The following is a 14,450-nucleotide window of genomic DNA, read 5'->3' as shown; positions in this document are numbered from 1 at the left end:
CCGGTGGCCTCCGCCGTCGGCCGCTGGCTGCTGCTGCTCGTCGCCGTCGCGGTCGTCTCGCTGGGGTTCATCGCGATCGCGCTGCCGACGCCGCTGCTCTTCGGCGGCCTGCTGGGGGCGCTGCTCTACGCGCTGGCCCGGCCGGCGGCGCCGCTGCGGCTGCCCGTGTCCTGGTTCCACGCCGGGCAGGCCGTGGTGGGCGCCATCGTCGGGTCCGCGATCGAGTGGGACACCCTGGTGGACCTCGGCGCGCGCTGGCTGATCGTCATCGGGATCTCGTGTTTCGCGCTGGTGGTCAGCGTGCTGTGCGGCACCCTGCTGATCCGGCGCGGCGCCAGCCCCGCCACCGCCACGTTCTCGTCGATCGCCGGCGGGGCCATCGGGTTGACCGCGATGGCCGACGACCTGGGCGCGGACTCCCGCGTCATCGCCGTGCTGCAGTATCTGCGGTTGCTGATCGTGCTGCTCACCCTGCCGGTCGTGGTCACCTTGCTGTTCGGCGCCTCGGATCAGCGCGGCGCGCGCGGGGTGGTCGGCGGGGACTGGCGGGTGGACCTGCCGTTCGTGGCGATCGCCATCGGCGGGGGCGTGCTGGCCGGGAAGCTGCTGCGGATGCCGTCGCCGGCGCTGCTGGGCCCGCTGCTGGTGGCGGCCCCGCTGACGCTGGTGCCGTACTTCGCCGGGGCGCAGGTGCCGGTGGTGATCGCGGGCCTGGGCTATCTGGCGATCGGTGTCCAGGTCGGGCTCAAGTTCACCCTGGAGAGCCTCAAGTCGATCGGCCGGATGGTGCCGACGGCCATGCTGACCATCGTGGTGACCCTGGTGGGCTGCGCGGGCCTCGGCGCGATCCTGGCGGCCACCACCGACGCCACCCCCCTGGACGCCTACCTGGCGACCACGCCCGGCGGCATCTACGCGGTCATGGGCACCGCGGAGTCCACCGGTTCGGACGTCACGTTCGTCGCGGCCGCCCAGATCGTGCGGATGCTGATGGTGCTGGCCATCGCGCCGTTCGTGGCGGCCTACTTCCGCAACCGCCCCACCGGCCCGGACCCCGGCTGACCTACTCCTCGTCGGCGGCCTGCAGCACCACCAGCGCGCGGCCCTCGACGATCACGATGCTGCCCGCGGCCATGGTGGTCTCGCCGTGCCCGTTCTCGGGGACCGCGGTGTCGGTGACCACCCGCCACTGCGCGCCCAGTTCGGTGGGCGGCAAGGTGAATTCGATGGGCTCGTGGTAGGCGTTGAAACACAGCACGAACGAGTCGTCGGTGATCCGATGCCCGCGACGGTCCATCCCCGGGATGCCCTGGCCGTTGAGGTACACCGCGATCGACTTGCCGAAGCCGGAATCCCAGTCCTCCTCGGTCATCTCCGAGCCGTCCGGTCGGAACCAGGAGATGTCCGGCAGTCCGGTCGACCCCCGTCGTCGCACCGGGCGGCCGGTGAAGAAGCGACGGCGGCGGAACACCGGGTGGTCGGCGCGCAGCGCGGAGACCTTGCGGGCGAACTCCAGCAGCCCCTCGTCCGCGGATTCCCAATCCACCCAGGTGATCTCGTTGTCCTGGCAGTACCCGTTGTTGTTGCCGTGCTGGGTGCGGCCCAACTCGTCGCCGTGGCTGATCATCGGCACACCCTGGGACAGCAGCAGCGTGGTCAGGAAGTTGCGCTGCTGACGCGCCCGCAGTTCGGTGATCCCCGGATCGTCGGTCGGGCCCTCGGCCCCGCAGTTCCACGACCGGTTGTGGGACTCGCCGTCGTTGTTGTCCTCGCCGTTGGCCTCGTTGTGTTTATCGTTGTAGGACACCAGATCCCGCAACGTGAACCCGTCGTGGGCGGTGACGAAGTTGATCGAGGCCACCGGACGACGGGCGGTGTGCTCGTAGAGGTCCGCCGACCCGGTCAGCCGGGAGGCGAACTCACCCAGGCTGGCGGATTCCCCGCGCCAGAAGTCGCGCATGGTGTCGCGGTATTTGCCGTTCCACTCCGTCCACTGCGGCGGGAAGTTGCCCACCTGGTAGCCGCCGGGGCCGAGGTCCCATGGCTCGGCGATCAGCTTGGTCTGGCTGACCGTCGGATCCTGTTGCACGAGTTCGAAAAACGTACTCAGGCGGTCCACGTCGTAGAACTCCCGGGCCAGGGTGGCCGCGAGGTCGAACCGGAATCCGTCGACATGCATCTCGGTCACCCAGTACCGCAGCGAATCCATGATCAGCTGCAGCGCGTGCGGGTGCCCGACGTTGAGGCTGTTACCGGTGCCCGTGTAATCGGTGTAATAGCGCTTGTCGTCGTCGACCAGGCGGTAGTAGGCCGCGTTGTCGATGCCGCGCATGGACACCGTGGGACCCAGGTGATTGCCCTCGGCGGTGTGGTTGTAGACCACGTCCAGGATGACCTCGATGCCGGCCTCGTGCAGGGCCCGCACCATCACCTTGAATTCCTGCACCTGCCCGCCCGGGGTGGTACTCGAGGTGTACTTGGCGTCGGGGGCGAAGAAGCCGATGGTGTTGTAGCCCCAGTAGTTGTTCAGGCCCTTGTCGATCAGCGTCGAGTCGTTGGCGAAGTGGTGCACCGGCATGAGTTCCACCGCGGTCACCCCGAGTGACTGCAGGTGCTCGATGATGGCCGGATGCGCGATGCCCGCGTAGGTGCCGCGGGCCTGCTCGGGGATCTCGGGGTGGGTCTGGGTCAACCCCTTGACGTGGGTTTCGTAGATGACGGTGTCGGCGTACTCGTGCTGCGGCGGCCGGTCGTTGCCCCAGTCGAAGTACGGGTTGATGACCACCGACTTCGGCATGCTGGCCGCCGAGTCCTCGTCGTTGCGGCTGTCGGGATCGCCGAAGTTGTAGCCGAACAGCGACTGATCCCAGCTGAAGTTGCCGTCGATGGCCTTCGAGTAGGGGTCGAGCAGCAGCTTGTTCGGGTTGCAGCGGTGGCCGTTGGCCGGGTCGTGGGGGCCGTGCACGCGGTAGCCGTAGCGCTGACCGGACTCCACCCCGGGCAAGAAGCCGTGCCACACGAACCCGTCGACCTCGGGCAGCTTGATCCGCGTCTCGGTGCCGTCGGCGTCGAACAGGCACAGCTCGACCCGCTCGGCGACCTCGCTGAACAGGGCGAAGTTGGTACCGGACCCGTCGTACGTCGCGCCCAGGGGATAGGCCTTACCCGGCCACACCTCGGTCTTCGGCGCCGGCGATGAACTCGTCACCTCGTGCTTCACCCACCTCTTTGATTCGCATGCGCGCGCTGCGCAGGGCATTAACGTAGCGAGTTCCCCTGTGAGTCGCGCGGTACACCCGCGGACCCGTCCCGACCGCAGCTGAGAAAACAGTGAGGAATTCTCCATCGGCCGCCAACTGGGCTAGCCTGGGTGAAGGTTGAGTCTCACAGCCGCCCGGAACCGTCAGCAGTATCGAGGTGACGAGCAGGCCGAAATTCCTGCCGCCGCCACACCTCGACATGACGAATCCGTAGTACGAATTTCGTCTACTGACGGGGCACAAGATGTCTGTAACAGCTAATTTCGAATCCGACGCACCGATCGTTTACCGGACCGTGCGGTTGAGTCATCGCCGGCTGGACACCGGGGTCGTCGCGGTGAGCGCCCACGGCGAGATCGACGCCGCCAACGCCGACGACTTCTGCGATTACGTGCAGGATCTGGTTTCCGGGTGTGATCAGTTGGTGGTGGACCTCAGCGAGTTGACGTTCTTTGGTACGCCGGGTGTTTCGGCGTTGCGCCGCATCCGGATCGACGCCGCGTGGGTGCTGGTGACGGGCCCGGCCGTCGCGCGGATGCTGCGGGTCTGCGACGCCGCCGGCGATCTGCCGGCCGCGGGCTCGTTGGCGGCGGCGCTGGCAGTGCTGCGCGGCGCCCCGGGGCTGCAACTCGTCGGCGGCTGACCGGCGCCACGGCGCCATCGAGAGCGGACGGCTCGCGCTGCTGTTCGTCGTGGTCTCGGCTACACTTTCGCGGTCCTGATCTCTTGTTCGGGGGCTGAGAGAAAGCGTCGACGCACCTGACATGACAGCCGTACCCGAGAGCCAACCCTTCCCCAGGGCAATGGCATTGCTGGTCGCGGGCGTCTTCTTCATGCAGATCCTGGACGCGACGATCATCACGCCCGCGATCCCGGTGATGGGGGAGTCGCTGGGCGTGCCCCCGGTGGACATCAACGTGGCGATCTCGGCGTACCTGGTGACGGTCGCGGTCCTCATCCCGGTCAGCGGCTGGCTCGCCGATCGGTTTGGCGCGCGACGGGTTTTCCTCGCCGCGATTCTAATCTTCACGCTGGCCTCGGTGGGCTGTGCGGCCAGCACCACGCTGCCGATGCTGGTCGCCACGCGCATCCTGCAGGGCGTCGGCGGGGCCATGATGGTCCCGGTCGGCCGGCTCGCGGTGCTGCGGCACTCCAGCAAGTCCGACCTGGTGCGGGCCATCGCGTTGCTGACCTGGCCGGCCCTGACCGCCCCGGTGGTGGCGCCGGTGCTCGGCGGTGCGATCGCCACCGTCGGGTCCTGGCGGTGGATCTTCCTGATCAACCTGCCGATCGGTATCGTCGGCTTCCTGTTGGCGCTCAAGCTGATTCGCGGCGAACCGGCGCCGCAGCGCCGGCAGCTGGATTGGCGCGGCACCCTCGCCCTCGGGCTGGGACTCGGCATCGGGCTGATCGCGCTGGAACACATCCGGATCAGCGGCACCGACTGGCTGCGGGTCGGCCTCGGCATGGCGTTGGCCGTCCTGCTGCTCGGGGGTGCGCTCTGGCACCTGTTGCGCGCGGCGGACCCGCTGGTGCAGTTGCGCGTCCTGCGGGTGCGCACCCTGCGGATCACCGTCTCGGCGGGATCGTTGTACCGGCTGGTGATCACGGCCGTACCGTTCCTGCTGCCGCTGCAGTTCCAGCTGGAGTTCGGCTGGAGCCCGTTCGCCGCCGGGTTGATGGTCGCCGCGCTGTTCATGGGCAACCTGACTATCAAGCCGATCACCACGCCGCTGATGCGACGGCTCGGAATCCGGAACGTACTGTGGTTCAACGGACTCGCGTCGGTGGCCTGCTTCGGGCTGTTGGCGCTGCTGGAACCGGGGATGCCCGTCGCGGTCATCGCGGTGATCCTGTACATCAGCGGCGCGCTGCGGTCGATCGGCTTCACCGCCTACAACTCGCTGGCGTTCGCCGATGTGCACGGCGACGACCTGACCCACGCCAACACGCTCAACGCCTCGGTGCAGGAGTTGGCCGCCGGGCTCGGCGTCGCCCTGGCCGCGCTGGTGGTCAGCCTGCTCACGTCGTACTCGCTGACGTATCTGGTGCTGGGCGCGGTGATGGCGGTGACCCTGATCGAGACGCTCCGACTGCCCCGCAATGCCGGGTCGCACGTCAGCGGCGCGCAGAATTGAGCGGTGCCCCCGGTCCACTGGCCGCCCCTGCGGCAACGCGACGGCGTCACCTGCGGTCCCACCGTGGCGATCGTCGCCGCGGCGCGCCTCGACGCCGACTATGCCGCGCGGCTGGCCGCCCCGGAATGGTTTGCCGCCGAACAGGGTCGGTTGCACCGTCGGCTCAACCGTTGCTGGCCGCGGGCGCTGGGCACCACGCCGATGGCGATGGCCGCGGCGCTGAGCACCCACAGCGCGGTGCGCTACCGCTGGCGGTGGGCGCGGCGGCGCGACCGACTGCTCGACGTGCGCGAGGCGGTGCTGCTCGGCTGGCCGGTCCCGATGCTGGTGGGCAACGTCGCACCGCGGCACTGGGTGTTGCTGACCCAGTGGCGCGACGACGGATTCGCTTGCTACGAGCCGTCTTCCGGGCAGATCCGCCGGGTCACCGTCGCGCAGGTCCGCGGTGCGGAGTTGGTCGGGCTGGGTTTCGCGCGGCCGTGGGCGTTCGTGCTGCCCACCCGGCTCAGCGGGCGGTTCAGCGCCCGGTGATCAGGCCGACGCAGGCGTGCACGGCCGCCTCGGTGATGCCGCGGATCTCCTCGCCGTCCTCCATGGTGTGCGCGGTCAGTTCGCGCAGACCGCCCAGCAGGATCAGCGCCGTCTGCCGCCGCACCGGGCCCAGGCCGGCCCGGGCGAAGCCGGGGCCCGCGGTGATCTCGATCAGCAGGTCGATGAAGCGGTCCATGCCGCGGCGCTGCACCGGGCGCACGGCGTCCCCGAGCGCGGGGAACTCCCGGATCCAGGTCAGCGTCAACGCCGGGTGGGCCTCGATGGCCGTGATGTAGGCGTCGATGGCCTGTTCGATCTGGACGCGCCAGTCCGCCTCGGGGTCCACCGCCGCGCGGATCCCGGCCACGGTCCGGGAGTTGTCGTCGTCGAGCAGTTCCAGCAGGCAGTCGTCCTTGCTGGCGAAGTGCGCGTAGAAGGTGCGCTTGGAGGTCTTGGCGTGCCGCACGATGTCGGCGACCGTCGTTTCCCGGTAACCGCGCTCGTTGATGGAGCCGACCAGACCGTCGAACAGTCGGCGCCGGAACGGGTCGCCGCCGGGGGAGCTCACCTCGGTCGGGGCGACGGTGCCGATGGTCATGACGCGATTTTCCCCCAACCACTCTTGCGGCACCTGGTACTAACCGGTACCGTACTCCACATCGAAGCGGTACGCAGCAGTACCGCCGTGGAGCTGGGAGGCCGTCGTGACCGAGACCACCGTCGAGCCCATTGCGGCCGAGATCAACCTGCCGCCCGCCCCGCGATTCGTGCCCACGCTGCTGCAAGGCCTGGGCTACGCCTTCTTCCGGCGTCAGGTGGTCACCGCGATGACCGCACGCCACGGCGAGGCGTTCCGGCTGCGGGTGCCGCTGTTCGGCAACATGATCGTGGTCACTGACCCCGCGTTGGCCAAGCAGGTATTCACCGCCAGCCCAGAGGATTTGGGCAACATCCAGCCGAACCTGAGCCGGGTGTTCGGGCCCGGTTCGGTGTTCGCGCTCGACGGCGCCGAACACCGCCGCCGCCGCAAGCTGCTGACGCCGCCGTTCCACGGCAAGGCGATGAAGAACTACGAGAAGATCGTCGAAGAGGAGACGCTGGCCGAGACCGCGTCCTGGCCCGAGCAGCGCGAGTTCGAGACCCTCGAGCCGATGATGCGGATCACCCTGAACATCATCCTGCGCGCCATCTTCGGCGCCGCCGGCAGCGAACTGACCACGCTGCGCCGCATCATCCCGCCGTGGGTGACGCTGGGTTCGCGCATCGCGGTGCTGCCGAGCCCGGCGCGGGACTACGGACGCTTCACCCCGTGGGGCCGGTTGACCAACTACCGCCGCCAGTACGACGACACGGTCCACGTGCTCATCGAGCAGGCGAAGGCCGATCCGCGCTTCGAGGAACGCACCGACGTGCTGGCGCTGCTGCTGCGCAGCACCTACGAGGACGGCACCCCGATGTCGACCAGCGAGATCGCCGACGAGCTGCTGACGCTGCTGGCCGCGGGCCACGAGACCACCGCCTCGACCCTGGCGTGGGCCTTCGAGCGGATCTCCCGTCATCCGGAGGTGCTCGCGAAAATGGTGGCCGAGGCCGCCACCGACGACAACCAGTACCGGCAGGCGACCATCCTCGAGGTGCAGCGCAACCGCACCGTCATCGACTTCTCCGGCCGGCACGTCTACGCGCCGTCGATCGAGTTGGGGCAGTGGCGGATTCCGCGGGGCTACTCGGTGACGGTGGCGCTCGGCCAGGCCCACGTCAACGCCGAGGAGTTTCCCGACCCGGAGCGGTTCGACCCCGAGCGGTTCGTCGGCGAACGTCCCAACATGATCGCCTGGATCCCGTTCGGCGGCGGCACCCGGCGCTGCGTCGGCGCGGCGTTCGCCAACATGGAGATGGACGTGGTGCTGCGAACCGTGTTGCGCCACTTCGTCATCCAGACCACCACCGCGCCCGGCGAGAAGTGGCATTCCCGCGGCGTCGCGTTCACCCCGAAGAAGGGTGGCCGGATCTCGGTGCGCCGCCGCTGAGGGGGCATGCGACGATCGTGGGCGTGACTGATGCGATCGTCGACATGATGAACCAGCGGATGGCCGAGACCATCCCGGCCGCCCACCGGATGGGCGTCAAGATCGTCGAGGCGCGCCGGGGGTTCGCCGCCACCAGCGTCCCGCTCGAGGGCAACGGCAACCACTTCGGGGTCATCTACGCCGGTGTGCAGTTCACCGTGGCCGAGATCCTCGGCGGCGTCATCGCGCTGACCAGCTTCGACGCCGGTAAGTACTTCCCGTTGGTCAAGAACGTCGACATCAAGTTCGTCGGGATGGCGACCAGCGATCTGCGCGCCGAGGCCACCATGGCCGAGGAGGCCATCGCCCGCGTCGCGGCCGAGGCCGAAAGCCGGGGCAAGGCCGACTACACGCTGGATGCCGTCGTCACCGACGCCAACGGGCAGGTCGTCGCGACCACCCATGGGCTGTATCAGCTACGCGCGCACGGCAATTGACTCAGAGCGCACCGTCGGCGGCCAGCTTGTCCAGCTTGGCGTAGCCGTCGTTGACCCCGGTCTCCATCCCGGAGGCCAGCCACGCGTCGCGGCCCTCGAAGCTGTCGACCAGCGACTGCGCATGCAACCGGGTCCGGCCGTCGCCGAGGTCCTCGAAGCGCAGGGTCTCCAGCGAGACGTCGTCGGGCATGCCCTCGAAGGTGAAGGTCTGCACAATGCGGTCCGGCCCCACGGTGTGGAAGCAACCGCGGAACGCGTAGTCCTGGCCGTCCTGGCTGGCGATGTAGCGCCAACAGCCGCCGTCACGGGCGTCCCATTCCACGATGCGGTTGACCATCCCCTCGGGGCCGACCCAGCGCACGAACAGTTCGGGATCGGTGTGCGCCCGCAGCAATTGCGCCGGGGTGGCGTGGAAGTCGCGGGTGATGCGGATGACCGGCAGGTCGGTGGCGGCCTCGATGGTGGCTTCGGTGGTCATGACACTTGTCCTTTCTCGGTGGGACCGTCCTGCATGTCGGCGAGCACCGCGTCGAGGCGCCGGTAGCGCTCCTCGGCCTGGCGGCGATAGCGTTCGATCCACTTGGTCATCAGGTCGAACACCTCGGCCTCCAGGTGCACCGGGCGGGTCTGGGCCTCCCGGCTGCGGGTCACCAGGCCGGCGTCCTCGAGCACCTTCAGATGCTTGGAGACTGCCTGGATGCTCACGTCGTACGGTTCGGCGAGCTGGCTGACCGTGGCGTCGCCGACCGCGAGGCGGGCGACCATGTCGCGACGAGTGGGATCGGCCAATGCGGCGAATACCTTGGACAAACGATCGGCCATTGCTTCCTCAACTGTTTGGTTGAATACGATTCGAGTGTGCGCGGCTGGCCGGGGTGTTGTCAACCTTTTGGTTGAATAAAGTTTCGGCGCGAACGTGCGCAAACCACGTGAATTTCGCGGCGAGTCGGCCGGGGACGCGCCCGCTCGCGGTGGGTGCGCTAGACGGTGGAGCGCTTGGGCAGCTTCCAACCCGGCCGGGGGTAGTGGCAGGTGTAGCCGTTCGGGATGCGCTCGAGGTAGTCCTGATGCTCGGGCTCGGCCTCCCAGAAGTCGACGGCCGGCGTCACCTCGGTGACCACCTTGCCCGGCCACAGCCCGCTCGCGTCGACGTCGGCGATGGTGTCCTCGGCGACCCGCTTCTGCTCGTCGTCGAGGTAGAAGATCGCCGAGCGGTAGCTGGTGCCGACATCGTTGCCCTGGCGGTCCTTGGTGCTCGGGTCGTGGATCTGGAAGAAGAACTCCAGGATGTCGCGGTAGCTGGTCTGCGCCGGGTCGAAGTCGATCTCGATGGCCTCGGCGTGGCCCGGGTGGTTGCGGTAGGTCGGATTGTCGTTCTGTCCGCCGGTGTAGCCGACGCGGGTGGCGACCACCCCGGGCTGCTTGCGGATCAGATCCTGCATACCCCAGAAGCAGCCTCCGGCCAGGATCGCCTTCTGATGCGACGCCATGCGTGCGTCCTTCCTCTAGGTCGTCAAGGGTGGATCGTCTTCCATTGTGCGCGTTCCCGCTACGTTGGAGCCATGCGCATCATCACCGCCCTGGCCGCACTGCTGCTCGCACTGTGCACCGCCCCGACGGCGGCCGCCGAGGAAACCGTCCCGGTCCCGGAGGGTGCGCCCGGAATCCCGGGGCAGCCGTTCGCCGACAGCGAGTCGCTGATCGACCTGCATCCGCTGCACATCGAGTCCTGGACCCGGGCCCAGCGCGCCGACGCCGTCGTCGTGTCCTTCATGACGGGCACGCCGCAGTGCTACGGCGTGCACACCTCGGTGCGCGAGACACCCGAGGCGGTGATCGTCGACCTGCTCGGCGGCACCCTGCCGGAGGCGGTCAACCGGCCGTGTATCAAGATCGCCGTGGCCGGCACCCTGGAGGTGCCGCTGCAGGCCCCGCTGGGCGACCGCGCCGTGCTCACGACCAGGCTCGACAAACCACATTAGAACGTGTTCTAGTCAGGGTGTGACACGCCCAACATTCTCTCGCGACGAGCTGGTCGCGGCGTTCGCGACGTTCGAACAGACAGTGGCCCGGGCCGGCGAGACCAAGGACTGGGACGCCTGGGTCGAGCACTACACCGACGACGTCGAGTACATCGAGCACGCCGCCGGCACCATGCGCGGCAAGGATCAGGTGCGCACCTGGATCCGGGCCACCATGTCGGTGTTCCCGGGCAGCTACATGACCGCGTTCCCGGCGCGTTGGACCGTGATCGACGAACCGACCGCCCGGGTGATCTGCGAGCTCGACAACCCGATGCGCGACCCGGGTGACGGCACGATCATCAGCGCCACCAACATCTCGATCGTCACCTACGCGGGCGACGGCAAATGGTGCCGGCAGGAGGACGTCTACAACCCGCTGCGCTTCCTCAACGCCGCGCTGAAGTGGTGTCGCAAGGCCGAGGAACTCGGCACCCTCGACGAGGAGGCCGCCGCCTGGTACCGCAAGCACGGGCAGCCGGCGGGGGCCGCGTCATGACCGCGCCCACGCTGGTGATCGGCGGCAACGGCTTCCTGGGTTCGCACGTGGTCCGGCAACTGGTCGCCGACGGGGCCGACGTGCGCGTCACGGTGCGCGCCGGCGCCAACACCGCGGGCATCGACGACCTCGAGCTCACCCGGTTCGTCGGCGACATCTTCGACCTCGACCTGATCCGCGAGGCGATGACGGGCTGCGAGGTCGTGTACTACTGCGTGGTCGACGCGCGGGCGTGGCTGCGCGACCCGTCGCCGCTGTTCCGCACCAACGTCGACGGCCTACGCGGCGTGCTTGAGGTAGCCGCCGAACTCGCGGCCGCCGGCACGTTGAAGATGTTCGTGTTCACCAGCAGCTACTCGACCGTCGGCCGCAAGAAGGGCCGCGTCGCCACCGAGGACGACGTGGTCGATCGGAGCAAGCTCACCGCCTACGTCCGGTCCCGGGTGCAGGCCGAGGACCTGGTGCTGCGCTACGCCCGCGAGCGGGGCGTGCCCGCGGTGGCGATGTGCGTGTCCACCACCTACGGCGCCCGCGACCACGGTATGACCCCGCAGGGCGCGCTGGTGGCCGGCACGGTGTTCGGGAAGTTGCCGTTCGTGCTCGACAAGATCGCGCTGGAGGCCGTCGGCGTCGAGGACGCCGCCCGGGCCATGGTGGCGGCCGGCGAGCGCGGCCGAGTGGGCCAGCGCTACCTGATCTCCGAGAAGATGATCACCAACCGCGAGGTGATCCGGATCGCGGCCGAGGAGTCCGGGGTGGCCCCGCCGCGGCGCTCGGTGCCGGTGCCGCTGCTGTACGCGATGGGCGCGCTGGGCTCGGTGCGAGCCCGGCTGACCGGCACCGATCAGCAGCTGACCCTGGAATCGGTGCGGCTCATGCGCGCCGAGGCCCCGGTCGACTGCACCAAGGCCCGCCGTGAACTGGACTGGACGCCGCGCCCCGTCGAGGAGTCGATCCGCGCGGCCGCCCGGTTCTGGTCCGACATGCGCTCGGCCCGCCGGAAGGCCCGCGCCGAGGGGTGACTTGTTCGCGGGGCGGCTCGCGAAACCGGTACAACACCCCAACTCTGGGTGGGTCGGGAATTGCGGTGGCGCGCAGGTGTTGCACTTCACATGCCCGAGCGTCCCGTCAAAGAACCCACCGCCGAACACCCGATCACCGTCACGCCCACCGCCGGGCGCGTGGTGGTCCGCGTCGACGGCGAGGTCATCGCCGACAGCAGCGCGGCGCTGACGCTGCAGGAGTCGACCTATCCCGCGGTGCACTACATCCCGCTGCGCGACGTCGACCGGGAGCGACTGCGCCGGACCGACACCAGCACCTACTGCCCGTACAAGGGCGAGGCGGGGTACTACAGCGTCGTCGGCGCGCAGACCGTCGAGGACGCCGTCTGGTTCTATGCGCAGCCCTACCCGGCGGTCGCGGCCATCGCCGACCATGTCGCGTTCTACCCGGACAAGGCCGTCATCACCGTCACCGCGGAATAGCGCCGAACACCTTCTCGAACAGTCGGGTGTCGCAGTACTCCCGCAGCGAGGTGATCAGACCGTCGCGCATGTCGAAGATGAACGCGACGGGACTGTCGTAGCGCTCTCCGGCGCTGTTGGCGCCGTCGGCCTGCGCCTCGACGACGACTGTCTCACCCTCGTTGATGCAGCGCAGCAGATCGAAGTGCAACACCATGGTGTCGCGGGCCCCTGCGGTGATCTCGCGGAGTTCGGCCTTGGTCAGCGTGCGGCCCAGACCGTTGCTCCAATAGGTGAAGTCGTCGCTGAGCAGGGCGAACCCCTCGTCGAGGTCGCCGTCGTCGCTGAGCGTCTGCAGGAACATCCACGCCTGCTCGGCCTGCGGGTCGTCGAACGGCGTCGTCACGCCGCTCATCCTGTCCGTTGCCGTCAGTGTCGTCAACGGTGGCTACTCTGGCCGACATCGACACAGACGGTCTGACGCGCGTCGTCACGTTCCCCGGACCGGTGCACCCGGCGGCGACGCTGGCCCCGCACCGGCGCGGGCCGGCCGACCCGACGTACCAGGTGGGGGCCGACGGGGCGATCTGGCGGACCAGCCTGTTGCCGACGGGCCCGGTGACCGCCCGCCTGGAGCGCACCGACGCCGCGGCGGTGCGGGCCCACGCGTGGGGCGCGGGGGCCGCCGAGTTCCTCGCGGCGCTGCCCGCCTACCTCGGCGCCGACGACGATTGGTCGGACTTCCACCCGACACACCCGACGGTGGCCCGGGCCGCCCGGCAGGCCGCACACCTGCGGCTGGGCCGGACCGACCGGGTGCTGGAGGCGCTGATCCCGGCGGTGATCGAGCAGCGGGTGCCCGGCGTCGACGCGTTCCGGGCCTGGCGCACGCTGGTCGGCAAGTACGGCACCGTCGCGCCCGGTCCCGCGCCGGCCCGGATGCGGGTGTTCCCGGCGGCCGAGGTGTGGGCCCGCATCCCGTCCTGGGAGTTCCACCGCGCCAACGTCGATCCCGGGCGGGCGCGCACCGTGGTGGCCTGCGCGCGGCGCGCGGACTCGCTCGAGCGGTTGGCGTCCCGGCCGGCCGCGGCGGCCCGCGCGGCGATGACCAGCCTGCCCGGCGTGGGGGTGTGGACGGCCGCCGAGGTGGCGCAACGGGCGTTCGGCGACGCGGATGCGTTGTCGGTCGGCGACTATCACATCTGCAAGATGATCGGCTGGACGCTGCTGGGCCATCCCGTGGACGACGACGGCATGGTCGAACTGTTGGAACCGATGCGCCCGCACCGGCATCGGGTGGTGCGCCTGTTACAGGTCAGCGGCCTGGCGTATGAACCGCGGCGGGGCGCTCGTCTCCCTGTGCAGAACGTCCGCGAACTTTAGAGTGGTTGACATCGGCGTCAGTGGGGTATGCCGACAACCGACATTTTGAGGAGGAACGATGCCCAGCAGCTACACCGTCCCCGGCCTTTCCGAAAAGGAGGCCGCGCAGATCGCCGAGCGGCTGCAGCGTCAGCTCAGCGTCTACAACGACCTGCATCTGACACTGAAGCATGTGCATTGGAATGTGGTGGGGCCGAACTTCATCGGTGTGCACGAGATGATCGACCCGCAGGTGACGCTCGTTCGCGGGTACGCCGACGAGGTCGCCGAACGCATTGCCACCCTGGGCTTTTCGCCGGAGGGCACGCCGGGGGCCATCATCCGCGACCGCGACTGGGACGACTACTCGGTGAAGCGTGACACCGTGGCGGCGCACCTGGCGGCCCTGGACCTCGTCTACAACGGCGTGATCGAGGACCTGCGCAAGGCCATCACGGATGTCGAGGAGGCCGATCCGGTCACCCAGGACATCCTGATCGGCCACTCCACCGAGCTCGAGAAGTTCCAGTGGTTCGTCCGCGCACATCTGGAGAACGCGGGTGGCCAGCTGGCCCACGAGGGCTCCAAGACCGAGAAGGGCGCCGCCAAGAAGGCGAAGTCCAAGTAGCTGTCGGTCGGCCGGTGGTGCGACGAGTTCGTTGCGCCA

18 protein-coding genes are annotated in these 14,450 nt (G+C 69.0%); 12 read left to right on the top strand and 6 right to left on the bottom strand.

Annotated elements, in window-relative coordinates; genetic code table 11:
- Positions 1 to 3 precede the first annotated feature (3 nt).
- On the top strand, positions 4 to 1,062 hold the full coding sequence (locus EL338_RS22835) for an AbrB family protein (protein WP_170217480.1): 1,059 nt from the start codon (positions 4 to 6) through the stop codon (positions 1,060 to 1,062).
- A 1-nt stretch (position 1,063) separates the two neighbouring features.
- Here EL338_RS22835 and glgX read toward each other — a convergent pair whose 3' ends face one another.
- On the bottom strand, positions 1,064 to 3,259 hold the full coding sequence (gene glgX / locus EL338_RS22830) for a glycogen debranching protein GlgX (protein ID WP_126335821.1): 2,196 nt from the start codon (positions 3,257 to 3,259) through the stop codon (positions 1,064 to 1,066).
- Positions 3,260 to 3,504: 245 nt separating this feature from the next.
- Between glgX and EL338_RS22825 the strand changes: the two genes are divergently transcribed.
- From EL338_RS22825 to EL338_RS22815, 3 genes are all read left to right on the top strand, one after another.
- Entirely contained in the window at positions 3,505 to 3,903 is a 399-nt protein-coding gene (locus tag EL338_RS22825) for an STAS domain-containing protein (RefSeq protein ID WP_126335820.1), read from the top strand.
- Between the two features lie 160 nt (positions 3,904 to 4,063).
- A complete protein-coding gene (locus tag EL338_RS22820; protein WP_126337047.1) occupies positions 4,064 to 5,398 on the top strand; it encodes an MFS transporter in 1,335 nt (444 codons plus the stop codon).
- Positions 5,399 to 5,401: 3 nt separating this feature from the next.
- Positions 5,402 to 5,929 carry a hypothetical protein gene (locus EL338_RS22815; protein WP_126335819.1) on the top strand — a complete coding sequence of 176 codons (528 nt, stop codon included), beginning with the start codon at positions 5,402 to 5,404 and terminating at the stop codon, positions 5,927 to 5,929.
- On the opposite strand, the gene EL338_RS22810 is transcribed toward EL338_RS22815, so the two are convergent.
- Positions 5,916 to 6,527: a TetR/AcrR family transcriptional regulator gene (locus EL338_RS22810; RefSeq protein ID WP_126335818.1), complete on the bottom strand. Its 612-nt coding sequence runs from the start codon at positions 6,525 to 6,527 to the stop codon at positions 5,916 to 5,918. The genes EL338_RS22815 and EL338_RS22810 overlap by 14 nt on opposite strands.
- Positions 6,528 to 6,633: 106 nt before the next feature.
- Between EL338_RS22810 and EL338_RS22805 the strand changes: the two genes are divergently transcribed.
- Both EL338_RS22805 and EL338_RS22800 read left to right on the top strand, forming a co-directional pair.
- Entirely contained in the window at positions 6,634 to 7,959 is a 1,326-nt protein-coding gene (locus EL338_RS22805) for a cytochrome P450 (RefSeq protein WP_235666259.1), read from the top strand.
- 23 nt (positions 7,960 to 7,982) lie between these two features.
- Positions 7,983 to 8,435, top strand: coding sequence for a PaaI family thioesterase (locus EL338_RS22800; RefSeq protein ID WP_435404879.1), 453 nt, complete (start codon positions 7,983 to 7,985; stop codon positions 8,433 to 8,435).
- A gap of 1 nt (position 8,436) precedes the next feature.
- Here the strand turns inward: EL338_RS22800 and EL338_RS22795 are convergent, their stop codons facing one another.
- The 3 genes from EL338_RS22795 to msrA all read right to left on the bottom strand — a co-directional run bounded on the left by EL338_RS22795 (position 8,437) and on the right by msrA (position 9,925).
- Positions 8,437 to 8,913 carry an SRPBCC family protein gene (locus EL338_RS22795; protein ID WP_126335817.1) on the bottom strand — a complete coding sequence of 159 codons (477 nt, stop codon included), beginning with the start codon at positions 8,911 to 8,913 and terminating at the stop codon, positions 8,437 to 8,439.
- Positions 8,910 to 9,257 carry an ArsR/SmtB family transcription factor gene (locus EL338_RS22790; RefSeq protein ID WP_126335816.1) on the bottom strand — a complete coding sequence of 116 codons (348 nt, stop codon included), beginning with the start codon at positions 9,255 to 9,257 and terminating at the stop codon, positions 8,910 to 8,912. The genes EL338_RS22795 and EL338_RS22790 overlap by 4 nt, the downstream gene beginning before the upstream one ends.
- A gap of 158 nt (positions 9,258 to 9,415) precedes the next feature.
- Positions 9,416 to 9,925 carry a peptide-methionine (S)-S-oxide reductase MsrA gene (gene msrA, locus EL338_RS22785; protein ID WP_126335815.1) on the bottom strand — a complete coding sequence of 170 codons (510 nt, stop codon included), beginning with the start codon at positions 9,923 to 9,925 and terminating at the stop codon, positions 9,416 to 9,418.
- A 72-nt stretch (positions 9,926 to 9,997) separates the two neighbouring features.
- On the opposite strand from msrA, the gene EL338_RS22780 reads away from it, so the two are divergent.
- The 4 genes from EL338_RS22780 to EL338_RS22765 all read left to right on the top strand — a co-directional run bounded on the left by EL338_RS22780 (position 9,998) and on the right by EL338_RS22765 (position 12,442).
- The gene (locus EL338_RS22780; protein WP_126335814.1) at positions 9,998 to 10,417 is read left to right on the top strand and encodes a hypothetical protein; all 420 of its coding nucleotides are present in this window, start codon (positions 9,998 to 10,000) and stop codon (positions 10,415 to 10,417) included.
- Between the two features lie 19 nt (positions 10,418 to 10,436).
- Positions 10,437 to 10,955 carry a nuclear transport factor 2 family protein gene (locus tag EL338_RS22775; protein WP_126335813.1) on the top strand — a complete coding sequence of 173 codons (519 nt, stop codon included), beginning with the start codon at positions 10,437 to 10,439 and terminating at the stop codon, positions 10,953 to 10,955.
- The gene (locus EL338_RS22770; protein WP_126335812.1) at positions 10,952 to 11,977 is read left to right on the top strand and encodes an NAD-dependent epimerase/dehydratase family protein; all 1,026 of its coding nucleotides are present in this window, start codon (positions 10,952 to 10,954) and stop codon (positions 11,975 to 11,977) included. Before EL338_RS22775 ends, EL338_RS22770 begins: the two co-directional genes overlap by 4 nt.
- 90 nt (positions 11,978 to 12,067) lie before the next feature.
- Complete coding sequence (locus EL338_RS22765; protein WP_126335811.1) at positions 12,068 to 12,442, top strand: DUF427 domain-containing protein; 375 nt, start codon at positions 12,068 to 12,070, stop codon at positions 12,440 to 12,442.
- On the opposite strand, the gene EL338_RS22760 is transcribed toward EL338_RS22765, so the two are convergent.
- Positions 12,429 to 12,827 carry a nuclear transport factor 2 family protein gene (locus EL338_RS22760; protein WP_435404878.1) on the bottom strand — a complete coding sequence of 133 codons (399 nt, stop codon included), beginning with the start codon at positions 12,825 to 12,827 and terminating at the stop codon, positions 12,429 to 12,431. The genes EL338_RS22765 and EL338_RS22760 overlap by 14 nt on opposite strands.
- Positions 12,828 to 12,874: 47 nt before the next feature.
- Here EL338_RS22760 and EL338_RS22755 point away from each other — a divergent pair, with 47 nt between their 5' ends.
- Together EL338_RS22755 and EL338_RS22750 are read left to right on the top strand one after the other, a co-directional pair.
- Complete coding sequence (locus tag EL338_RS22755; protein ID WP_435404912.1) at positions 12,875 to 13,804, top strand: DNA-3-methyladenine glycosylase family protein; 930 nt, start codon at positions 12,875 to 12,877, stop codon at positions 13,802 to 13,804.
- Between the two features lie 58 nt (positions 13,805 to 13,862).
- Complete coding sequence (locus EL338_RS22750) at positions 13,863 to 14,411, top strand: Dps family protein (RefSeq protein WP_126335809.1); 549 nt, start codon at positions 13,863 to 13,865, stop codon at positions 14,409 to 14,411.
- The last annotated feature ends 39 nt before the right edge of the window (positions 14,412 to 14,450 follow it).

The sequence above is a fragment of the Mycolicibacterium chitae genome, assembly GCF_900637205.1.
Taxonomy (GTDB): Bacteria; Actinomycetota; Actinomycetes; order Mycobacteriales; family Mycobacteriaceae; genus Mycobacterium; species Mycobacterium chitae.
This window is presented reverse-complemented; position numbering and strand designations above follow the sequence as displayed.

Bases quoted from the DNA above. Each gene is read 5' to 3' on its own strand.
- EL338_RS22810 (WP_126335818.1), bottom strand. From the start codon at position 6,527: ATGACCATCGGCACCGTCGCCCCGACCGAGGTGAGCTCCCCCGGCGGC.
- glgX (WP_126335821.1), bottom strand. From the start codon at position 3,259: ATGCCCTGCGCAGCGCGCGCATGCGAATCAAAGAGGTGGGTGAAGCAC.
- msrA (WP_126335815.1), bottom strand. From the start codon at position 9,925: ATGGCGTCGCATCAGAAGGCGATCCTGGCCGGAGGCTGCTTCTGGGGT.
- EL338_RS22825 (WP_126335820.1), top strand. From the start codon at position 3,505: ATGTCTGTAACAGCTAATTTCGAATCCGACGCACCGATCGTTTACCGG.
- EL338_RS22780 (WP_126335814.1), top strand. From the start codon at position 9,998: ATGCGCATCATCACCGCCCTGGCCGCACTGCTGCTCGCACTGTGCACC.
- EL338_RS22765 (WP_126335811.1), top strand. From the start codon at position 12,068: ATGCCCGAGCGTCCCGTCAAAGAACCCACCGCCGAACACCCGATCACC.
- EL338_RS22790 (WP_126335816.1), bottom strand. From the start codon at position 9,257: ATGGCCGATCGTTTGTCCAAGGTATTCGCCGCATTGGCCGATCCCACT.
- EL338_RS22795 (WP_126335817.1), bottom strand. From the start codon at position 8,913: ATGACCACCGAAGCCACCATCGAGGCCGCCACCGACCTGCCGGTCATC.
- EL338_RS22750 (WP_126335809.1), top strand. From the start codon at position 13,863: ATGCCCAGCAGCTACACCGTCCCCGGCCTTTCCGAAAAGGAGGCCGCG.
- EL338_RS22770 (WP_126335812.1), top strand. From the start codon at position 10,952: ATGACCGCGCCCACGCTGGTGATCGGCGGCAACGGCTTCCTGGGTTCG.
- EL338_RS22820 (WP_126337047.1), top strand. From the start codon at position 4,064: ATGGCATTGCTGGTCGCGGGCGTCTTCTTCATGCAGATCCTGGACGCG.